The sequence below is a fragment of the Mesoflavibacter sp. SCSIO 43206 genome, from assembly GCF_019904215.1.
GTDB classification, from domain to species: Bacteria; Bacteroidota; Bacteroidia; order Flavobacteriales; family Flavobacteriaceae; genus Mesoflavibacter; species Mesoflavibacter zeaxanthinifaciens.
This window is the reverse complement of record NZ_CP063201.1, coordinates 2,073,706-2,096,997: the sequence shown is the minus strand read 5'-3', so window position 1 is coordinate 2,096,997 and position 23,292 is coordinate 2,073,706. Positions and strand designations below refer to the sequence as shown.

The 23,292-nt window shown below is 31.4% G+C and carries 16 protein-coding genes; 14 read left to right on the top strand and 2 right to left on the bottom strand.

Annotated features, from left to right (window positions below; translation table 11 throughout):
• Positions 1 to 75 precede the first annotated feature (75 nt).
• Positions 76 to 3,339 carry a VCBS repeat-containing protein gene (locus INR78_RS09610; protein ID WP_255593054.1) on the top strand — a complete coding sequence of 1,088 codons (3,264 nt, stop codon included), beginning with the start codon at positions 76 to 78 and terminating at the stop codon, positions 3,337 to 3,339.
• 2 nt (positions 3,340 to 3,341) lie between these two features.
• Here the strand turns inward: INR78_RS09610 and INR78_RS09605 are convergent, their stop codons facing one another.
• Positions 3,342 to 3,704: a CoA-binding protein gene (locus INR78_RS09605; RefSeq protein ID WP_223076344.1), complete on the bottom strand. Its 363-nt coding sequence runs from the start codon at positions 3,702 to 3,704 to the stop codon at positions 3,342 to 3,344.
• 107 nt (positions 3,705 to 3,811) lie between these two features.
• Between INR78_RS09605 and INR78_RS09600 the strand changes: the two genes are divergently transcribed.
• Positions 3,812 to 6,286, top strand: a complete 2,475-nt coding sequence (locus tag INR78_RS09600; RefSeq protein WP_223076343.1) for an outer membrane beta-barrel family protein — start codon at positions 3,812 to 3,814, stop codon at positions 6,284 to 6,286.
• A 356-nt stretch (positions 6,287 to 6,642) separates the two neighbouring features.
• On the opposite strand, the gene INR78_RS09595 is transcribed toward INR78_RS09600, so the two are convergent.
• On the bottom strand, positions 6,643 to 7,653 hold the full coding sequence (locus tag INR78_RS09595) for a 3-oxoacyl-ACP synthase III family protein (RefSeq protein WP_223076342.1): 1,011 nt from the start codon (positions 7,651 to 7,653) through the stop codon (positions 6,643 to 6,645).
• Between the two features lie 165 nt (positions 7,654 to 7,818).
• On the opposite strand from INR78_RS09595, the gene INR78_RS09590 reads away from it, so the two are divergent.
• The 12 genes from INR78_RS09590 to INR78_RS09535 all read left to right on the top strand — a co-directional run bounded on the left by INR78_RS09590 (position 7,819) and on the right by INR78_RS09535 (position 23,290).
• Positions 7,819 to 10,221 (top strand): S9 family peptidase, encoded by a 2,403-nt coding sequence (locus tag INR78_RS09590; protein WP_223076341.1) that lies wholly within the window; start codon positions 7,819 to 7,821, stop codon positions 10,219 to 10,221.
• Positions 10,222 to 10,381: 160 nt separating this feature from the next.
• Complete coding sequence (gene htpG, locus INR78_RS09585) at positions 10,382 to 12,268, top strand: molecular chaperone HtpG (protein WP_223076340.1); 1,887 nt, start codon at positions 10,382 to 10,384, stop codon at positions 12,266 to 12,268.
• 101 nt (positions 12,269 to 12,369) lie between these two features.
• Positions 12,370 to 12,723 carry a PadR family transcriptional regulator gene (locus INR78_RS09580; RefSeq protein WP_317044628.1) on the top strand — a complete coding sequence of 118 codons (354 nt, stop codon included), beginning with the start codon at positions 12,370 to 12,372 and terminating at the stop codon, positions 12,721 to 12,723.
• Complete coding sequence (locus INR78_RS09575; RefSeq protein ID WP_223076339.1) at positions 12,720 to 13,151, top strand: hypothetical protein; 432 nt, start codon at positions 12,720 to 12,722, stop codon at positions 13,149 to 13,151. Before INR78_RS09580 ends, INR78_RS09575 begins: the two co-directional genes overlap by 4 nt.
• A 24-nt stretch (positions 13,152 to 13,175) precedes the next feature.
• The gene (locus INR78_RS09570) at positions 13,176 to 13,349 is read left to right on the top strand and encodes a hypothetical protein (protein ID WP_181256120.1); all 174 of its coding nucleotides are present in this window, start codon (positions 13,176 to 13,178) and stop codon (positions 13,347 to 13,349) included.
• A gap of 100 nt (positions 13,350 to 13,449) precedes the next feature.
• A complete protein-coding gene (locus tag INR78_RS09565; RefSeq protein ID WP_223076338.1) occupies positions 13,450 to 14,748 on the top strand; it encodes an MFS transporter in 1,299 nt (432 codons plus the stop codon).
• A gap of 183 nt (positions 14,749 to 14,931) precedes the next feature.
• Positions 14,932 to 16,170 (top strand): DEAD/DEAH box helicase, encoded by a 1,239-nt coding sequence (locus INR78_RS09560; RefSeq protein WP_223076337.1) that lies wholly within the window; start codon positions 14,932 to 14,934, stop codon positions 16,168 to 16,170.
• Between the two features lie 16 nt (positions 16,171 to 16,186).
• Positions 16,187 to 17,164, top strand: a complete 978-nt coding sequence (locus INR78_RS09555) for a carboxypeptidase-like regulatory domain-containing protein (protein WP_223076336.1) — start codon at positions 16,187 to 16,189, stop codon at positions 17,162 to 17,164.
• A gap of 129 nt (positions 17,165 to 17,293) precedes the next feature.
• Positions 17,294 to 19,507, top strand: coding sequence for a bifunctional (p)ppGpp synthetase/guanosine-3',5'-bis(diphosphate) 3'-pyrophosphohydrolase (locus INR78_RS09550; RefSeq protein ID WP_106679367.1), 2,214 nt, complete (start codon positions 17,294 to 17,296; stop codon positions 19,505 to 19,507).
• A gap of 95 nt (positions 19,508 to 19,602) precedes the next feature.
• Positions 19,603 to 20,061: a Fur family transcriptional regulator gene (locus INR78_RS09545; RefSeq protein WP_027880118.1), complete on the top strand. Its 459-nt coding sequence runs from the start codon at positions 19,603 to 19,605 to the stop codon at positions 20,059 to 20,061.
• 5 nt (positions 20,062 to 20,066) lie between these two features.
• The gene (locus INR78_RS09540; RefSeq protein ID WP_223076335.1) at positions 20,067 to 21,338 is read left to right on the top strand and encodes an adenylosuccinate synthase; all 1,272 of its coding nucleotides are present in this window, start codon (positions 20,067 to 20,069) and stop codon (positions 21,336 to 21,338) included.
• A 128-nt stretch (positions 21,339 to 21,466) separates the two neighbouring features.
• On the top strand, positions 21,467 to 23,290 hold the full coding sequence (locus INR78_RS09535; protein ID WP_223076334.1) for an OstA-like protein: 1,824 nt from the start codon (positions 21,467 to 21,469) through the stop codon (positions 23,288 to 23,290).
• The last annotated feature ends 2 nt before the right edge of the window (positions 23,291 to 23,292 follow it).

Here is a 23,292-nt window from a genome sequence, read left to right as displayed (position 1 = left end):
GTTGTTTTAGCTGCTTTTAGAATAATTTATTAAGTTTGTGTTAATAATTTAACATAAATTAACAGATTTTTAGCTTTGAAAAGATATATCTCAGTATTTATAGTGATTATTACATTATTCTCTTGTAATAAAAAAACAGATCAGAACAAACAAAACATCACAGCAGAAACATATTTATTAGAGAGATTACAACCAGAAAACACAGGTATTACCTTTAAAAATATTATTTCTGAAAACACCGATCACAGCATTATTAATTACATTTATTTTTATAACGGTAGCGGTGTAGCTGCTGGAGACATTAATAATGACGGATTGGTTGATCTATATTTTGCTTCTAACCAAAACAGAAATAAACTGTATTTAAATAAAGGCAACTTTAAATTTGAAGACATCTCTGAAAGCGCTAATATTAACAGTAATTCTAGCTGGAATACCGGCGTTACTATGGTAGATATTAATAATGATGGGTTTTTAGATATCTACCTATGTTCAGTTTCTGGATTATTAGATTTTACTGGTCGTAATGAATTATTTATTAATAACGGTGATGGAACTTTTACAGAAAAAGCTGAAGAATATGGATTAGACTTTACAGGTTATTCTACTCAAGCGTATTTTTTTGATTATGACAAAGACTTAGACTTAGACGTTTACATAGTTAATCACGCAATACACACATCAATTTCCCATGGTCCAGCAAGTATAAGATCTAATCGTACTCCGTTAGTTGGAGATGTTTTATTAAGAAATGACAACGGTAAATTTATAGATGTAAGTGAAGAGGCTAATATATATGGTGGTGCTAACAGTTACGGATTAAGCGCCTCTCTTGCAGATTTTAACAATGACGGTTGGGATGATTTATACGTTTGTAACGATTTTCATGAAGATGATTATTATTATATCAACCAAAAGGATGGTACTTTTAAAGAATCTTTAAAATCGGCTTTTACTGCTACAAGCAGATTTTCTATGGGTAGTGATGCTGCAGATATAAATGCAGATGGACTTCAAGATATAATAACATTAGATATGTTACCTAAAGACGAAAAGGTAATTAAAGAAACTGAAGGTGACGAAGCTATGCTTAATAAACAAAGTCAGCTTAAAAGACTAGGGTATTCAAATCAGTATTCAAGAAATATGCTTCAAATAAACAACCAAAATGGTGCTTATTTTTACGATGCAGCAATTGTTAATAATATAGAAAATACAGATTGGAGTTGGGGACCATTAATTGCAGACTTTAACAATGATAGTCATCAAGATATATTTATTGCAAACGGAATCTTAAGAAGACCTAACGGATTAGATTTTAGAAAATACGTAGCTAATGCTTTTAAAAGCAGATCAAGAAGCGATGGCTTAGAATGGCTTTTTAAATCTATAAATGAAATGCCAAGAGGTGAAGTTGCAAATGAAATTTACCAAGGAGATTCTGAAAAATTAACCATCAAAACAGGTCAATGGATAGACAAAACACCATCTCTTTCTAACGGCGCAATATATGCAGATTTAGATAACGACGGTGATCTAGATATTATTACAAACAACTTAAACGACTATCCATACATATACAAAAACAACACAGACCAATCAAAAAACTCTGTAAGCTTAGATTTAAAATTTTTAAAAGGGAATAAAGAAGCTATTGGTAGCAAAGCAATTGTATACACTAATAAAACAAGACAATTAAAACAGTTATTTAAATCTAGAGGATTTCTTTCTTCTACAGAAAAAAAACTTCATTTTGGTTTAAACGAAGAAAATAAAGTCGACTCTTTAGTAATAATTTGGCCAGACTTAAAAGTTCAAACTATTGAAAACCCTGAAATAAATACAGTTTTAAACATAAATTATTCTCCTAACCGTAATACATCACAAAATTATTACTTAAAAGGAAAAACCGAAAACACAGTCTTTAACAACAAAGACATAATTAACTATAAACATGAAGAAGATAATTTTAATGACTTTTTCAACCAAAAATTAATCCCATATAAAGTATCAACAGTAGGACCTGCAGTAGCTGTTGCAGACGTAGACAATAACAAATATGAAGATATTTTTATAGGAGGCGCTTCAGGAAAATCTTCAAAATTATATTTAAATAATGGATATAAACTAAACCCTAAAAACCATAACGTCTTTGAAGAAGATATTTATTGCGAAGACAACTCTGCATCTTTATTTGACGCTGACGGAGATGGCGATTTAGATTTATATGTAGGGTCTGGAATTAATACTAATAGAATAAAAAAATACGAAAACGACAGACTTTACATAAACGAAAACAACACATTTAAGAAATCTACTAACTTTCCAGACAATTATTTAAACACATCTACTGTTGTTACCTACGACTATGATAATGATGGCGATATAGATATTTTTATAGGCAATCTATCTAACCCAGATGTATTTGGAGAATCTACTGAATCTTACATACTTATTAATGACGGAAAAGGTAATTTTAAAAAAGATCTAAACTTTAAATTATCTTCTAAAGTTACAGATGCCATTTGGGAAGATTTCAATAACGATGGTGTTAAAGATTTAATCGTTACTTGCCAATGGGATACTCCTAAAATTTATTTAAATAATAACGGTTCTCTAGATTTAATAAAAATTCCAGAAAATCTAAACGGCTTATGGCAAACTGCTATAACTTACGATTATGACCATGACGGAGATAAAGATATACTTTTAGGTAATTGGGGGTTAAACACAAGGTTTGAGGCAACAAAAGAAAAACCATTACACATGTATTTTGGTGATTTTGACAATAACAATATTAAAGAAACTATAATAGCTTACAATATTGACGGACAATATTACCCTTTAAATACTAAAGATGAATTAGCTTCGCAAATGAATGTAATAAGCAAACGATTTGTTCAACATAGTGATTTTTCTTTAAAAACAGTAGAAGAAGTATTAACGCCAAAATCTGTAAAAAGCGCTCAACTGTTCTATGTTGATAATTTAAAATCTGGTATTTTACAAAATAATAATGGCTCTTTTGATCAATTTGTCCCTTTCCCAGTTCAATTACAGTTATCACCAATAACTTCTTTCGAAAATATTTCTATAGACACCAAAGAACAAATACTAATTGGAGGTAACAACCTAAATGTAACTACCTATCATGGACAATACAACTCGCTTCAAGGTTATACTTTTTATTCCTTAGATAACATAACACCTGTATCTAATTTAGGTATCAAGCCTTTTAAAAAACAAGTGAAATCTTTTGAGAAAATAAAAACTAAAAACAACAAATACCTTTTAACAATCTCAAACAATGACAAGGTAGACTGTTACGCGGTTAAGTAAATTTAATACTGATTAATAGACAACAAAACTAACGTACAAGCAACCTCATAAGCAATATTGTTTTTATCTAAAATTTTATAAAATTCAGGATTTTCAGTTCCTGGATTAAAAATCACACGATTAGGATTTAAACTTACTATGTAATCATAATACTCTTTTTGCCTGGTTGGATTTAAATATAATGTTACAGTATCTAAATCTGTATACATTTTTAAATCTGTATCAATTTTAACACCAGCCACTTCTCCTTCTCTTAATCCAAACGCTACAGTTGGTATATTATTAGCTACCAATTTGTTAATAGCTATATTAGAATAACGCACTGGATTTAATGACGCTCCTAGCACTAAAGTTTTTTTATTCATAAATGTTAAATATTCTTAAAATTAAATTTTATCCGTAACAATACAAGTAAAATTTAGTCTTAATAGCATAAACAATTTCATCAATCAAATAATCATTACAACCAAAAATGAAAAAACTATTCTCCATTGTTATGCTATTGGTAGCCTTTAGCATAAATGCCCAAGACAAAACTTTACCCAAAATCGGTACTGTTACCGGTAAAGTATTAGACGTAAACTTACAACAACCCTTACCATATGTAAATGTCGTTATAAAAGATGTAAATCAAAATATTATAACTGGCGGAATTACAAGTGAAGACGGAAGCTTTAATGTTAATCAAATACCATTAGGCAAAAGCATAGTAAGTATTGAATTTTTAGGTTATAAAACCGAAAGTAAAACTATCGAAATTACTAACAGCAATAAAAACATCAACCTAGGTACTATTAATTTAAGCGAATCTGCAGAAAGCTTAGAAGAAGTAACCGTTGTTGCAGAAACCTCAACCATTCAACAAAAAATAGATAGAAAAGTCATTACCATTGGTAAAGATTTACAAACCGCTGGTGCTAACGCAAGTGACATTATGAATAATATACCATCTGTTAACGTTGACCAACAAACAGGAAATATTAGCTTACGCGGAAACGAAAACGTACGTGTTATGGTAGATGGTAAATTATCTAACGTACCAATTGCTCAATTATTAAAACAAATACCATCTACAGCAATTAAAAGCATCGAGTTAATTACTAATCCTTCGGCAAAATATAACCCAGAAGGAATGAGCGGAATTATTAACATTAAACTTCATAAAAACACCAAATTAGGTTTTAATGGTAATTTAAACATTGGTCTTACTAATGAGGTTTATGCAAAATTTAATAGCTCTATAGACTTAAATTATCGTAACGGAAAATTCAACTTTTACGGTAGTTACGGTAATAACATTGGTAAATATGATAATTTTGGATATATCGACCAATCTAACGATAACTCTAGACAAGATTTTCAATTTTTCAACAATAATAAATCGCATTTATTTAAAGTTGGTGTAGATTATTATTTAAACGATAACAACACATTATCTTTCTTTACCAATCAAAATATTTTTGAAGGCAATGGTGTTGGTACTACTAATTTAAGTTTTCCTGACCAAAACTTATATCAAAGACAAATTTTTGGTAGTGACTCAGAGAACAATTCAGGTCAATACAACTTTGTCTACAAACACATTTTTAAAGATGAAAACGAAACTTTAGATATTGAAGTTGATTATAATGATTTTACTAATACAGAAGTAGCAGATTTTAATTATATCAACTTTAGTTTTCCGCCAGATTACAATGATTTTGTTGATACAGAAAGAGATCAAACCACAATAAACGTAGATTATGTAAAACCAATAAACGAAGACTCTAAATTAGAAATTGGTGCAGAAGCAAGACTTTTTAATACCGATTTAGGATACAGATCTACTGGTCAAACATTTTCTAGCACAGGTACAATTATACCTACACCAAGCACAGCGTTTGATTATAAAAGAGATATTTTTTCTGCTTACATAACTTTTGGAAAAACTATTAACGAAAAATGGAGCTATCAAGTTGGTGCACGTGCAGAACAAGTAAAAGTTGAAGCTGAAGCTTTAAACATGTTTACAGATGAGACAACACAAGTGTTACCTTTTACAAATGATTATTTTCAAATATATCCATCTGCATTTTTAACTTATGCTGCTTCAGATAAAAACTCATATCAATTTAGCCTAAGCAGACGTGTTGACAGACCAGGATTACAACAAGTAAACCCAATTAGAGAATGGAGCACACCAAGAGTTTCATCTTTTGGAAATACTGAATTACAACCTCAATTCACCAACTCTGCAGAAGCAAACTATACAAGACAATTAAAAAAAGGAAGCATTACTGCAGGCGTGTTTTACAGAATAATTGAAGATAACATAAACAGATTTGTAGCAATTGACAGAACAAATATTTCTGCCGGTAACTCTATTTTATCTTATGATAATTTTGATAATACATCTGCATACGGTATAGAACTTTCTAGCAACTATAGACCAACAAAATGGTGGAACTTTAACGCGAGTTTTGATTTATATTCTCAGTCTCAAACTGGTATTACAGAATTTATTGATGCTAACGATTTAAGTACAGCAACAGTTGATGATATTGAAACACGTAAAACTGAAGTCGAAAATTTAGTTTGGAACTTTAGAATGTTTAACAACTTTAAAGCCACTAAAAACCTAAGCTTGTCTTTATTTGCTATGTACCGTGGTGAAGAACAAGGCGTTCAGTTTTTAAGAAAACCGATGTATTTTGTTAACACTGGTATACGCTACTCTTTTATGGAAAATAATAGAGCTACTCTTAGCATTAATTACAACGACATATTTAATACAATGAGGTTTGAGTTTGATACCGACACACCTTATCCTTCTACTGGACAATTTAATTGGGAAAGTAACACTTGGAACGTTGCACTATCTTATAGATTTGGTGGTGGAAAATACCGAGCATTGCAACGTAAACAACGTGATGACAACGAATCGTCTGGTGGTGGCGGATTTATGTAAAATCTTCTAGAAGTTTAGCAGTTTACTTAATAGTTGATGGTTAGTGTTAAGGTAAATTTGCTAAATAAAGGAAAACCCAAAGCCTGATCGACTTTGGGTTTTCTATTTAAAAAAAAGATTTTTTAAGATATTTTTTTGTTTAACACATCTTCATTGTTAAATAATCGTTAAACATTGATAATCAATGTAATAAAAATAAGAATTAAGCGTCATGTAATAAACAAAGCAAACCAAAAGTTTTATATTTATTTGAATTAGTCCTCAACACTATAAAACATAAGTTTAGTTAGTTAAGTTTAGTTATAAAAAAATCCGAAACATAAGTTTCGGATTTTTCAGTTATAAAATTATTTTAACTACCATTTAATAATAGCGCTTCCCCAAGTAAATCCGCTTCCAAAAGCAGCTAAGACTACCGTATCACCTTCATTAATTTTTCCTTCTTCCCAAGCTTCACATAAAGCTAAAGGTATAGAAGCTGCGGTTGTATTACCATAACGCATAATGTTATTAAACACTTTATCATCTGTTAAGCCAAATTTCTTTTGTATAAATTGAGCTATTCTTAAATTAGCTTGATGCGGAATTAACATATCTATATTTTCCTTTTGAAGATTATTTTTTATTAAGCCTTCCATAATAACTTCGCTAAAACGTACAACTGCATTTTTAAATACAAATTGACCATTCATATACGGAAAATAACTAACGTCATTCTCATCATTATCTGCAATGATATCTGTAACCCAACGCGTACCCATACCTGGTGCTTTTACCACTAATTCTTCTGCATGTTCACCTTGACTATGTAAATGTGTAGATAATATTCCTTTGCTATTATCTTCTTCTCTACTCACCACAACTGCGCCTGCGCCGTCACCAAAAATAACAGAAACACCTCTTCCTCGTGTGGTTTTATCTAATCCGTGAGAATGTAACTCACTACCTATTACAAGTATGTTTTTATACATACCCGTTTTTATAAAATTATCTGCAACAGATAACGCATAAATAAATCCAGAACATTGATTACGTACATCTAATGCACCAACAGTTTTTATATCTAAAGCATGTTGTACTTGCACACCTGGACCAGGAAAATACATATCAGGACTTAAGGTTGCAAAAATGATAAAATCTATATCGTCTTTATCTAAACCAGAGCGTTCTATAGCTTGTTTTGCTGCTTTTACACCCATTGTAGCTGTAGTATCGTCGCTACCTTCTACGACCCAACGTCGCTCTTTAATACCTGTGCGCTCTGTAATCCACTCGTCGCTAGTATCCATTATTTTGGACAAATCCTGGTTAGTCACCACATTATCTGGCACATACTTACCAATTCCTATAATTTTTGAATTGTACATATACTTAATATTTATGGTACAAATTTAAAGTATTTCAATAAATTATAATTAAAATAATCTATAAACCTTTTTTACCAATAAGCCTTTCACACAAGTTTAACAAATCGTTTTAAGTCATAAATTTCATTTTTAGGTATCTTGAAGTCCTAATTAATTTCAAATAAAATGGCAAAATCATTAATTAAACTACTACTTATTTTTGTGTGTCTAAACGGATATGCACAACAAAACTTAACGTATCAAAAACCTTCTAAAGAAATTTTAGAACTAGCAGATGCAGATCTTGCTCCTGGTGTACAAATAGATAGCAAAGGAGAGCATATGGTATTGTTATATCGTAACCAATATAAATCTATTGAAGAACTCTCTGAAACCGAACTAAGATTAGCTGGTTTAAGAATTAATCCTGTTACTAACATTGGTAGTCGCACCAATTACTATACAAATTTAAAAGTTAAACAAGTTAAAGACAAAGAAGCTAAACAAGTTAAAGGCTTACCAGACAATGCGCGTTTATCTAATTTTAGTTGGTCTCCTGATGAAAGTCTTATAGCTTGCTTAAATACAACACCTAAAGGAGTTGAAGTTTGGATTGTAAATATAGAAAACGCTAATGCATATAAAATTTCTAACGCCAATGTTAACGCTAATATGAGAAGTACAATTAATTGGTTTAAAGATAATAAACACCTTCTTGTAAAAATGCTTCCAAACGACCGAAAAGAGCTTATAAATACTGCTACAGCTGTTCCTTCTGGTCCAACCGTTTCTGTTAGTGATGGTGCAAAAGCACAAAACAGAACTTATCAAGATCTACTAAAAACACCTAATGACGAGTTTAACTTTGAACAATTAGCGCGTTCTGAAATTAAAAAATTATCAATAAATGGAGAGGTTACAGATTTTTTAGATGCAGATATGTATCGTGGCATAAGCTTTTCTCCTGACGGTAATTATATAATGGTTACAAAAATTAAACGTCCATTCTCTTATTTAGTTACTTATTCTAGATTCCCAAGCGAAAGCAACATATACGATGTTAACGGTAACTTTGTAAAAACAGTAAACAATGTTCCGTTAGACGAAGTAAGACCAAAAGGTTTTATGGCTACAAGAACAGGTAAACGCAGTATGCAATGGAGAAGCGACAAGCCTGCAACTATAGTTTGGGCAGAAGCATTAGACAAAGGTGATCCTGAAGTAAAAGTAGACTACAGGGATGTAGTGTATCAATTAGATGCGCCTTTTAATGGTCAACCAAAAGAAATACTTAAAACAAAACAACGCTTTTCTGGTATTAGATGGGGAAATGACAACGTAGCAATTGCTTTTGACTACTGGTGGAACACCAGAAACTTAAAAACATACTTATTTAATCCTACTACAGCTGAAGCTAAAATAATTTCTGATAGAAATTATCAAGATGTATATAGTGATCCTGGCGATTTTGTGTCTTCAAAAAACAAATATGGAAGCTACACATTAACCATTTACGGAGACAATCTTTATCTAATGGGCGATGGTTATTCTAAAGAAGGACAATTTCCTTTTATAGACGAGTACAATATTAAGACTGGTAAAACAAAACGCTTATATAAATCTAAATACACAGATAAACTAGAAAGTTTAAACTTTGCAATTGATATGAAAAAAGGAGACATCCTTGTTCGTATAGAATCTAAAACAGATTACCCTAATTATTACATTAGAAATATTAAAAAGAATAAACTTACAGCAATTACAGATTTTGATAATCCTTTTAAAAGTTTAGAAAGCGTAGATAAGCGCGTTATTAATTATAAGCGTAATGATGGCTTAGATTTAGAAGGTACATTATACCTGCCATTAGATTACAAAGAAGGAGAAAAATATCCAATGATTTTATGGGCTTATCCAAGAGAGTATAAAGATAAAGCAAGTGCATCCCAAAGCACAGCAAATCCTAACGAGTTTGTTTACCCATATTGGGGATCACCTATTTATTGGGTTACTAAAGGTTATGTCGTATTAGACGATGCTGCTTTCCCAATTGTTGGAGAAGGCAACAAAGAACCAAACGACACATTTATAACACAACTTGTAGCTAACGCAAAAGCAGCAATAGATGCAGTAGATAATCTTGGTTATATAGACCCTAACAAAGTTGCTGTTGGCGGACATAGTTATGGTGCGTTTATGACAGCAAATTTACTATCTCATTCTAATCTTTTTGCTGCAGGAATTGCAAGAAGCGGTGCTTATAACAGAACATTAACGCCTTTTGGTTTTCAAAGTGAAGAGCGTAGCTATTGGGAAGCACCAGAAATATACAACACAATGTCGCCTTTTATGAATGCCGATAAAATGAAAACACCATTATTACTAATTCATGGTGTTGCAGATAATAATTCTGGTACCTATCCTTTACAAAGCGAACGTTACTTTAATGCCTTAAAAGGATTAGGCGCGCCTGTAAGATTAGTAATGTTACCTAAAGAAAGTCATGGTTATAGAGCTAAAGAATCTATTATGCACATGCTTTGGGAACAAGATCAATGGTTAGAAAAACATGTAAAAAACAAAAAATAACATTACAACATAATTACAAAAAACCGTTTAATTAAATTAAACGGTTTTTTTATGTCATATTGTCACACAACCTTAATTGGCATTTTTGTTGTCTAAAGCAACACGTATAATTAATAATATTTTTTCGCTTTCGCGGAAACTAAACATAAAACAAAATATTATGGCAAAAGGAAATATTAACGTTTCGGTAGAAAACATTTTCCCTTTAATTAAAAAATTCTTGTACAGCGATCACGAAATCTTTTTACGTGAGCTTATTAGTAACGCAACAGATGCTACGCTTAAATTAAAACATTTAACAAGCATTGGTGAAGCAAAAACCGAATATGGTAATCCTATTATCGAAGTAAAAATTGATAAAGAAGGAAAAAAATTACACATCATTGATCAAGGTTTAGGTATGACTGCCGAAGAGGTAGAAAAATACATCAACCAAGTTGCTTTTTCTGGTGCCGAAGAGTTTTTAGACAAATACAAAGACAGCGCTAAGGATAGCGGAATTATCGGTCACTTCGGACTAGGTTTTTACTCAGCGTTTATGGTGGCAGATAAAGTTGAAATTATTACAAAATCTTTTAAAGACGAGCCTGCTGCACATTGGATTTGCGATGGTAGCCCAGAATTTACTTTAGAAGAAGCCGATAAAACTGAAAGAGGTACAGAGATTATTCTTCATATTTCTGAAGGTGAAGAAGAATTTTTAGAAGACAGTAAAATTAGAGAGCTTTTAGTGAAGTATAACAAGTTTATGCCAATACCAATTAAATTTGGTACTAAAACTGAAACTTTACCAAAACCAGAAGACGCTAAAGAAGACGATCCTGCTCCTACTAAAGAAGTAGACAACATTATAAACAACCCAAATCCTGCTTGGACCAAACAACCAACCGAGTTAGAAGAAGACGACTATAAAAACTTCTATCGTGAGTTGTATCCAATGCAGTTTGAAGAGCCTCTTTTCAACATTCATCTTAATGTAGATTATCCATTTAACTTAACAGGAATCTTGTATTTCCCTAAGTTATCTAATGATATGCAAATTCAAAAGGATAAAATTCAACTATATCAAAATCAAGTATTTGTAACAGATAATGTAGAAGGTATTGTTCCTGAATTTTTAACCATGCTACGTGGTGTTATAGATAGTCCAGACATTCCTTTAAATGTGTCTCGTTCTTACTTACAAGCAGATGGTGCAGTTAAAAAAATTAGCTCTTACATTACACGTAAAGTTGCCGATAAATTAAAGTCGCTATTTAACAGTAACCGCGAAGATTTTGAAGCAAAATGGAATGACATTAAAATTGTTATTGAATACGGAATGCTGTCTGAAGAAAAATTCTTCGAAAAAGCAGAAGCATTTGCTTTATACCCAACTGTAGATGGTAAGTATTATACTTACGACGAGCTTTACAATGCAATAAAAGCAAAACAAACTGACAAAGACGATAAGTTAATTATCCTTTACGCAAGTAATCAAGATGAGCAACACAGTTATATAGAAGCTGCTAAGGACAAAGGTTACGAAGTCCTTTTATTAGATAGTCCTATTGTTTCGCATTTAATGCAAAAATTAGAAGGTTCTAAAGAAAACATATCATTTGCTCGTGTAGATGCAGATCATATTGATAAGTTAATTCAGAAAGAAGAAAACACAATTTCTAAATTAGACGAAGACCAACAAAAACAGTTGGATGAGTTGTTGAAAGAAGTGATTCCTTCAGAAAAATTTATGGTGCAATTAGAAGCTATGGATAGTAACGCAACACCATTTATGATCACACAACCAGAGTTTATTCGTCGTATGAAAGAGATGCAACAAACTGGTGGCGGCGGTATGTTTGGTATGGGCAATATGCCAGAAATGTATAATTTAATTGTAAACACTAATCACAATTTAATTAGCGACATTTTAAATACCGAAACAAAAGAGGATAAAGAACGCTTAATAAATCAAAGTTTAGATTTAGCACGTTTATCGCAAGGACTTTTAAAAGGAAAAGAACTTAGCGACTTTATAAAACGTAGCTACGACATGATAAAATAATTATTTCTGCTTTTGCAGAAGATTTTAAACCACTTCTTAACCGAAGTGGTTTTTTTATTTTTAAAATTTAAATACATTTTATTAAAATGTATTTAAAAAATATGTATATTAGCAACATGTATAGCAAAGAACTCACAAAAGGAACACTTAAACCTATCATTTTAAAGCTTTTAAGTCAAAGCGATAAAATGTACGGTTACGAGATTACACAAAAGGTAAAAGACATTACCAAGGGAAAAATAGATATTTCGGAAGGCGCATTATACCCTATTTTACACAAATTAGAAAAGGATAATGTATTAACTACAGAAAAGGTATTTATTGGCAAACGTGTAAGAAAATATTATTCGGTAACCAATAGCGGTAAACAAGTTATTGCCGAGCAAACCAATCAAATCAATGATTTTATAAACACATTATCATTAATTTTTAATCCTAAACCAACATTAAAATGATACTTACTGAACAACAAATTAACTATATAGATAAAAATTTACAGTTGTATGGATTAAAAAACCAAACACTTAAAGAAGATATTTTAGACCATATCTGTACGTATATAGAAAACACAGAAGAAACCAACTTTGATATTGCCTATCAAAATGCAATTAATCAATTTGGTGGTTATCTAAATATCAATCAATTACAAAAAGAAACCAATGCACAATTATATTTTAAATCGGCTAAAAACCGAACAAAGTTTTTGTTTATCATTGGGTTTATTACAGCAGTATTAGTTTCAGTAGGAAGTATTTTCAAAATTATGCATTTTCCGTTTGCAGGTATCATTATGGTATCGGGCTTTGCTGTTCTAATTTTCATCACATTACCTTTATTTTTCTACACAAAATATAAAGACACCATTTTAAAATATCAATCTTAATATTAATTATAAATCAATCAAAAAATGAAAAAATCAGTTTATGTTTTAGGCTTTATCGCCTTGTTTATTTTAAGTACAGGACTTATGTTTAAAAGTATGCATTGGCCTTTTGCTGGTATTATTACTGTAATTGGATTTGTCCTTTTCAACTTTATGTTCTTACCAACACTTTTTTATAGATTATATAAAAGCAATTAAAATAAAAGCCACTTTAAAACAAGTGGTTTTTTCATTTAATAAATTTCTAACACAATATCATTTAAAATAATGTAATTTAGAGGACAAACCAACCTATTTCATGTTAGAAAAACTCTACAAGTTTTTAAATAACGAAAAAGAAAAACGAACCTGTAAAGATATTACTGAGGACGCTTGCAAACACGTCCCAAAAAATTACTTCATTATTTTACTTAGTAATGTATTTACCAAGCTTGGTGATACACTTAGTAATCCTAAAACTGTACTTACTTGGTTAATGAGTTATGTTAACGCTCCTGTTTTTTTAATAAGCCTAATTGTACCTATTAGAGAATCTGGATCTATGGTACCGCAAATATTTATTGCTTCTTATATTAACAAACATTCTACAAGAAAATGGTTTTGGGTTGTTGGTGCTTTAATCCAGTTTTTAGCAATCGCATCTATTGGATTTATCGTATTAAATTTTAAAAATGAAACTGCTGGATATTTAATTATACTTGCTGTAATTGTTTTTAGTTTGGCTAGAAGTTTAAGCTCTTTAACCTCTAAAGATATTATTGGTAAAACCATACCCAAAACAAGAAGAGGACGACTAAAAGGTTACACTGTTTCTGTTTCCGGTGTTTTAGTTTTAGCTGCTGGTTTACTAATTATGTACAAATCCAAAAGCAATGCAACCATAGATTTTTACAGTTATTTAATCTTTTTTGCGGCTCTAACTTGGTTGATTTCTGCTATTATTTATTCTAGAATTAAAGAATTTCCTAATGATGTAGACGAAGATTCTAAAGACAAATCTAATTCTATATCAAAACTAAAACTTTTAAAAACAGACACTAATTTTAGAAATTTTGTGATTGCTAGATCACTACTTCTCTGCTCTGCTTTAACAGCACCATATTACGTAATTTTAGCACAAAAGTACGTTGGTAAAGAAAGTTATTTATTAGGCTTATTTATTATCGCAAAAGGTGTTGCATCAATAATCAGCTCGCCTTTTTGGGGGAAATTAGCCGATAAATCAAGTAAAAATGTAATGGCTATTGCTGTTTTAATTGCTTCAGTTTTAGGAATAATGATATTTATAATTATTAGTTATTTTGAAACTATTAGAACAATAAACTGGATTTATCCTCTATCCTTTTTTATATTAGGTATTGCCCATGGCGGCGTTAGATTGGGCAGAAAAACATATATTGTAGATATGGCTAAAGGCAACCAAAGAACAGATTATGTTTCGGTTAGTAATACTATAATTGGCTTAATCTTGTTAGTAACTGGCGGATTAAGTGCACTTGTGTCTTTACTTTCTGTAGAAATTGTGATTCTAATTCTCTCTATTTTTGGGTTAATTGGCGCATACAGAAGTTACTTACTTCCTAACGTAGAAAAATAAACCGCTAAACAAAATACATAGCATAATTTACTTTTAAAATGAATTGCTTCAACCACATTTAAACACAAAGGGTTTTACGACGTACATTTAGCTATTGGTGATGATGTTGTTGCAACCTATACTGTAAAGGTCACTAAATAATCGTAAATAATTTAGCTACCTTTGTATAAATAAATTAGCTAAATGTCATTTAAAGACTTACAATTAAACAAACCTTTACGTCGTGCTGTTGCAGAAGCTGGTTACGACAACCCAACTTTGGTGCAAGAAAAAGCAATACCTGCTATTTTAGATAAAAAAGACGTTATTGTTTCTGCGCAAACAGGTACTGGTAAAACAGCTGCATTTGCATTACCAATTTTACAATTACTTTTTGATCAACAAGACGCACCAAAACGCGGTAAAAAAATTAAAGCACTTATTGTAAGTCCTACACGCGAATTAGCGGTACAAATCGCAAAAAACTTCAAAACCTACTCTACTTATACCAACCTAAGAACAACTGTGGTTTTTGGTGGCACATCTGTAGAGCCACAAAAAGATATACTAAAAAAAGGCGTTGATATTTTAATTGCTACACCTGGTAGGTTGCTAGATTTACACAAGCAAACAGCTTTACATTTAGATCAAGTTGAAGTATTAGTTTTAGATGAAGCCGATTTAATGCTAGACATGGGATTTATTGATGATGTAAGAAAAATTGAACGCCTATGTCCTTCCGAAAAACAAACACTTTTATTTTCAGCAACAATACCTCATAAAGTTGAAGATTTAGCAAAAACCATTTTAAATAATCCAGAACGTATACTTGTTGCACCTAACGCTTCAACTTCAAAAAAGTTAGAACAATTATTATACTACGTACCAAAACGCAACAAAATAGAACTGTGTTTACACTTACTGCGTAACACTATAAAAGGACATATTATCATATTTAGACGTACCAAATTTGGTGTTAGTAAATTAGAGCAAACGCTAATAAAAAACGGTTATAAAGTAGATAGTATACATGGTGACAAAAGTCAAAGTGCAAGACAAGAAGCGCTAAATAAATTCACAAAAAAAGAAGTTAACATTTTAATAGCTACAGATGTTGCTGCACGTGGTATAGATATAGACAGTTTGGATGCGGTAATCAATTTTGATTTACCAAATATACCAGAAACTTATGTACATAGAATTGGTCGTACAGCACGTGCTGGTCAAACTGGTGTTGCGCATTCGTTTTGTAGTGCAGACGAAAAAAATTATATTAAAACCATCCAACAATTAATTGGTTTACAATTAGATATTATTGAGGATCATCCATATCCTTTAGACCCAAAAGCAAAACCTATTGTGCATACCTCAAATAAAAAGAGTAAACACAAAAAAGGCAGAAAAGGAAAAGGAAGTAAACAAAAGAAAAAACGTTGGTATTAAAAAGAGGACTTTTTAGATGAAATACATATCATTTTTAATTTTCATAATTTCAATACAATTAGGCTTTAGCCAAACCTTTGTAAAAGACAGTTTAAACAATCAACCTGTATCTTTTGCAACCATAGATTTTGGTAATGGTTACGGGACTTTTGCAGACGAAGAAGGCAAATTTTATTACAGCGAAAAACTTTATAAAGGTATTGACACTTTAATAATTTCGGCTTTAGGATATAAGAAGAAAAAAATTGCTACTAACAAACTAACAGGCACCATCAAATTGCCTCACGAAGCTTCTATGTTAGAAGAAGTTATAGTCACAGCAAAACCCAAAGGGAAATTTAAAATAATGACTATAAAGCCTAACGGACATGAAGATTATTTTAAATGCTGGTTACCAACAATAGAAAGTGAAATTGCTGTATATTTCCCAAATAATTCACCAAACACAAAACGAATTTCAAAACTTTTACTTCCTATAAAAACCGAAGCTAAAAATTGGGACAAACGCCATAAAGACAAACACGAAAAAAGACCATTTTCAACACTTTTTAGAGTTCATTTTTATGAAAATAATGAAGGTTTGCCAGGCGATGTCTTAACTTACGAAAAGATTTTATTCATAGCCAATCAAGATACAGATCCTATATTTGAATTAGACGTTACCGAAAGCAACATAATAATTCCCAAAAATGGTGTTTTCGTATCTATCCAAGTATTAGGATATACCGATAAAGACGGAAAATTATTACCTAACAAAAAATATAAAGAAGTCGAAACAAAACGAGGTATTGTTAGAGTTTCTACAACATTTAGACCTTTATTACCATTTACAGACAAGATTGCTAGAAAACAAACCTTTGTAAAACGAATTTTTCATAATAACGGAAAATGGGTGTTATTCGACTTAAAAAATATTAACAACTCTAACCTTTTAAAAGCTGGTTTAAACAACTACGGAATGGGATTAGAAGCAGAAGTTTATAAAGAAAAATAAAACTTCAATTTTTTAACTTGGATAAAGCTATTTAGTTTCAATTAAAATTACACGATTACAGCTTGTACATTAACAATTTTGTAGTATTTTTAATATTCATTCATTATAATAATATAAGGCTATAGTTATATGACAGAGGTTGATATTGAAAAAGAAAATGCAGCAATTGCCAAAGCCTACAAAGAGCTTTTAAAAGTTAGCTACCGCACACTTTCTAAAGAAGACAAACAACTAATTAGAAAAGCTTTTAACGTTGCTGTAGAAGCACATAGCGATCAACGCCGTAAAAGTGGAGAAGCTTACATCTTCCACCCTATTGCTGTTGCAAAAATTGTAGCGCAAGAAATTGGTTTAGACGCTACATCTATCGCCGCAGCTTTACTTCATGATGTCGTAGAAGATAACGAAAACTATAGCATAAAAGATATAGAAGATCTGTTTGGAGAAACAGTAGCTAGAATTGTTGACGGATTAACCAAAATTTCGTCTTTAAAAAAAGACATGAATGTTTCTTTGCAAGCAGAAAACTTCAGAAAAATGTTACTTACTCTTAATGATGATGTTAGGGTAATTATCATAAAAATTGCAGACCGTTTGCATAATATGCAAACTATGGACTCTATGCGTCCAGACAAGCAAGAAAAAATTGCTAGCGAGACACTTTACATTTACGCACCTCTAGCACATAGAATTGGACTTTATAACATCAAAACAGAACTTGAAGACCTTGGCTTAAAGTATACAGAACCAGAAGTATACAACAGCATCTTATTAAAGATGAAAGAAAGCAAAGAAGAGCAAGATGCATACATAAACGAATTTAGTGATCTATTAAAAAAATCTTTAGATAAAGAAGGTCTAAACTATATTATAAAAGGTCGACCTAAATCTATTTTTTCAATAAAGAAAAAAATGGATAAACAAGGTGTTTCTTTTGACGAGGTTTATGACAAATTTGCCATAAGAATAATCTATAAATCAGACCGTGATAACGAAAAATTCTTAGCTTGGAAAATATATTCGATTGTAACAGATCACTTTAGACCAAACCCAACGCGCTTACGCGATTGGATATCTTCACCAAAATCCACAGGATACGAAGCCTTACACATAACCGTTGTTGGACCAAAAAGCAGATGGGTAGAAGTACAAATTCGTAGTGAACGTATGAACGAAATAGCCGAAAAAGGTTACGCCGCTCATTACAAATACAAAAACGTAGATGATAACGACGATAATCTTGATATGTGGATTAACCGTCTACAAGATGCTTTAGAAAACGCGTCTACAAACGCTGTAGACTTTGTAGAGCAATTCAAACTAAACCTATACTCTAAAGAAATATTTGTTTTTACACCTAAAGGCGAATTAAAATCACTTCCTAAAGGCGCAACACCTTTAGACTTTGCTTTTAGCATTCACACAGAAGTAGGTAGCAAAACAAGAGGCGCAAAAGTTAACGGAAAATTAGTCCCATTAAGCCACGTTTTAAGCAGTGGTGATCGTGTAGAAATTATTACTTCAGAAAATGCTAAACCAAATCCAAACTGGCTAGATTACGCTACTACAGGTAAAGCAAGAAGTAAAATTAAATCACTTCTAAAAGAAGACACTAAGATAATTGGTGAAGAAGGTAAAGAAATTTTAAGAAGAAAATTAAAACAACTTAAAATTGAGCTAAACGAAAAATCGGTTAACGAAATGGTTAATCATTTTAAACTAAAAACAAGTTTAGACCTTTTTTATCGCGTTGGTACAGGAAACATAGATAGTAAAGCATTAAAAGAATATGCTGCATCACGTAGTAATGCTTTAGTTAGTTTTATAAAAAATAAAATAAACAGAAAGCAAACCGTTAATCAAGAAGACATTAATAAAGACGAAATCACACACAAATACGATTTATTAGTCTTTGGTAAAGAAGAAGAAAAACTTGATTACAAATTTGCAAACTGCTGCAATCCTATTCCTGGCGATCCTGTTTTTGGTTTTGTAACCATAAACGATGGTATTAAAGTACACAAAAAATCATGCCCTAACGCAGTTAGTCTTCAAGCTAATTATGCGTATAGAATTATGCAAGCCAAGTGGATAGACTCTTCTCAACGCGAGTTTGCAGCTCAAATAAAGCTTTCAGGAATCGATAATTTAGGATTAGTTAACGAGATTACTAAAGTCATTTCATCAAACATGCACGTTAATATGAAAAGCATTAACTTTAGTAGTGATGATGGCGTTTTTTCAGGAAAAATAAATGTAGTGGTTCGTAACAATACACTACTAAAAAAGTTAATGGAAAACCTAAAAAAAATTAACGGTATAGATAAGGTATCAAGAATTTAATCTTCAAGTTGTTAATAACTATTAATAACACATCTTTTAATCCAATAAAAAATAGCATTTAACCACAAAAAAAAATGTAAATTTGTCGGATAATTATGAGTGCAAATACGGACATAAAAAATCAAGAAATCGTTAAAAATGTGTTTACAGCTTTTTTAGAAGAAAAAGGACACCGTAAAACACCAGAACGTTATGCTATACTTCAAGAAATATATTCTAGTAATGAGCATTTTGATATCGAATCTTTATATCTAAATATGAAGAACAAAAAATATCGTGTTAGTCGTGCAACACTTTACAACACTATAGATCTTTTGTTAGATTGTGGTTTGGTTAGAAAACATCAGTTTGGAAAAAATCAAGCACACTACGAAAAATCATATTTTGATAAACAACACGACCACGTTATTTTACAAGACACAGGAGAAGTTATAGAATTTTGCGATCCACGCATTCAAGCAATCAAAAAAACCATAGAAGAAGTGTTTGATATAGAAATTAATAAACACTCTTTATACTTTTACGGTAACCGAAAAAAATCACAAAACAACTAAATATAATGGCAGTAGATTTACTACTTGGTTTACAATGGGGCGACGAAGGCAAAGGAAAAATTGTTGACGTTTTAACCTCTAAATATAATATTATTGCGCGTTTTCAAGGAGGACCAAACGCTGGTCACACATTAGTATTTAATGGTAAAAAGCACGTATTACACACAATCCCTTCAGGTATATTTCATGAAAACGCAACTAACCTAGTTGGTAACGGTGTTGTAATAGATCCTGTTATCTTTAAAAAAGAATTAGACAAGTTAGCAGAACAAGACGTAGATTATAAAAAGTCATTATTAATTTCGCGTAAAGCGCACATCATTTTACCTACGCATCGCTTACTAGATGCCGCTAGTGAAGCCTCTAAAGGAAAAGCAAAAATAGGTTCTACTTTAAAAGGAATTGGACCAACTTACATGGACAAAACAGGTCGTAATGGTTTACGTGTAGGAGATTTAGAATTAGATAATTGGCAAGAAAAGTACCGTAGTTTAGCAGACAAGCACGAATCTATGATAGATTTTTATGACGCTAAGATAGAATACGATTTAAAAGAATTAGAAAACGAGTTTTTTGAAGCTGTAAACGTTTTAAAAAGCTTAACATTTATAGATTCTGAAGAGTACGTTTTTCAAGCTCAAAAATCAGGAAAAAGTATTTTAGCAGAAGGTGCTCAAGGTTCATTATTAGATATCGATTTTGGAACATATCCTTTTGTAACATCTAGTAACACCACTGCTGCAGGTGCTTGTACTGGTTTAGGAGTAGCACCAAACAAAATAAAAGAAGTGTTTGGTATATTTAAAGCTTACACAACACGTGTTGGCTCTGGACCTTTCCCAACAGAATTATTTAACGAAGACGGCGCAACTATGGCTCGCGTTGGACATGAGTTTGGAGCAACAACAGGTAGACCAAGACGTTGTGGTTGGTTAGACCTAGTAGCATTAAAATACGCTTGTCAAGTTAATGGCGTTACACAATTAATGATGATGAAAGCAGATGTTTTATCTGGTTTTAAAACTTTAAAAGTAGCTACAGCATATAAATATAAAGGTGAAGAGATTAAGCATTTACCATACAATATCGAACCTGAAAATGTAGAACCAGTTTACACAGAGTTTAAAGGTTGGGCAGAAGATTTAACTGAGATGTCTGAAGCCTCTACATTACCAAAAGAACTTAATGAATACATCGCATTTTTAGAAAAAGAATTAGAAATTCCTATTACAATAGTTTCTGTTGGACCAGACAGAAAACAAACTATTTTTAGATAAAAATTTCTTTTAAAAAAGATTTAAAAACCTGCTAACAATTTAATTAGCAGGTTTTTCAGTCTTAAATAAATACTAATTGATAATACTAAGTAAGTTAAATCGTTATTTTTGCATCAAACACATTAAAATTGAAGTCAATAAAAACAAAATATCTCCTACTCTTTCTAATAGTTTTTATATCTTATTTTGCATCTGCACAACGCAAAACTATCGAGATTAAATACGCTGGTTTTGGAGAAAAAGACGAAGAAAAATTTCCTGGCGCACAAATATTAACCAGAAATGATGCACAACAAATTCATATTTTTCATGATGGTATAGACATGTATTGTGACAAAGCCATTTTTTACGGAAAAGAAGATTTTGTTGAAGCCTACGGAAATGTAAAAATGGTTCAAGGCGACACCATAAACCTGAATTCAAAATACGCAGAATATTCAGGAAAAACCCAATTAGCATTTGCTTCTGGAGATGTTATTTTAACCGAGCCACAATCTATTCTAACTACAGATACTTTATACTTTAACCGTGCTAAACAAGAAGCTTATTATAAAACAGGCGGTAAAGTTGTAAGAGATTCTTCTGGAACAATTACCAGTAAAATTGGACGCTATTTTATGCCAAGAAAAAAGTATAGATTTCAAGATAGCGTTAGGCTTGTTAATCCAGAATACACTTTAAAAACAAAAATTTTAGATTACTATACAGATACAGGTCATGCATATATGTACGGACCATCAACTATTGAAGATGCTGCAAGTAAAATTTATTGCGAACGCGGTTTTTACGACACCGAATCTGATACTGGTTACTTTGTAAAGAAATCAAGAATAGATTACGACAACCGTGTTTTTGAAGGCGATAGCATGTATTTTGACCGTAATAAAAACTTCGCTTCTGCAACAAACAATATTAAAGTCACAGATACATTAAACAATAGTATTGTTAAAGGTCACTATGCCGAAGTCTACCGTGCAAAAGACTCTGTTTTTATTACAAAGCGCGCATTAGCCATTACACTTCAAGAAAAGGATAGCATATTTATGCATGCAGATACGTTAATGGTAACAGGTAAACCAGAACACCGTATTACCAGAGCTTATTATAATGCCAAGATTTACAAATCAGATATTAGCGGTAAAGCAGATTCGGTACACGTAGATCAAAAAACAGGATTAACACAGCTAATCAATTTAGCAAGAATGAATAAAGGCGATGCATTTTCAGCTGCAAGAAAGCCTATTCTTTGGAATGTAAAAAACCAAATGACTGGAGATACCATTCATCTTAAATCCAACCCAAAAACCGAAAAACTAGACTCTTTAATTGTATTTTATAATGCATTTGTCATCAGTAAAGACACATTAAGTGACGATGGTTACAACCAAATTTCAGGAAAACAATTAATTGGTCTTTTTGATGATGAAAATAATCTGAAGCAAGTTGATATTCTTAAAAATGCAGAATCTATTAATTATAGTAGAAATGAAAATGGCGAATTAATAGGTATTGAAAAGTCAAAATCTGCAGATATTGAAATGTATTTTGAGAATAAAGAATTGACAGAACTAAGAAAACTTCGTCAATTTGACGGAAAACTTTACACCGAAGAAGATTTTCCTGCAAACGCCAGAAAACTTAGAGGTTTTGATTGGCGTGAAGACGAGCGACCTGCATCTGTAGAAGACCTTTTTGTAGATGATCCACCATTAAATTTACCTGTAATAAAAGGTTTAGAGCCTTACAATGACGAAGAAGAATTTTTTAACGACGATTTAATTGGTCGTGTAAAAAAAGCAGACCAAGAAGCCGAAGATAAAAACTTGATTAAAAAAGACGAAAAACCAAAAGCGTCAAGAAACGTACCTAATAAGTTTTTAAACAAAAAAGACACTTCAAAAGAAAAAATGGGCAAAAAACTAAATAAAATACCTGAACTAAAAAAGGATTAAAC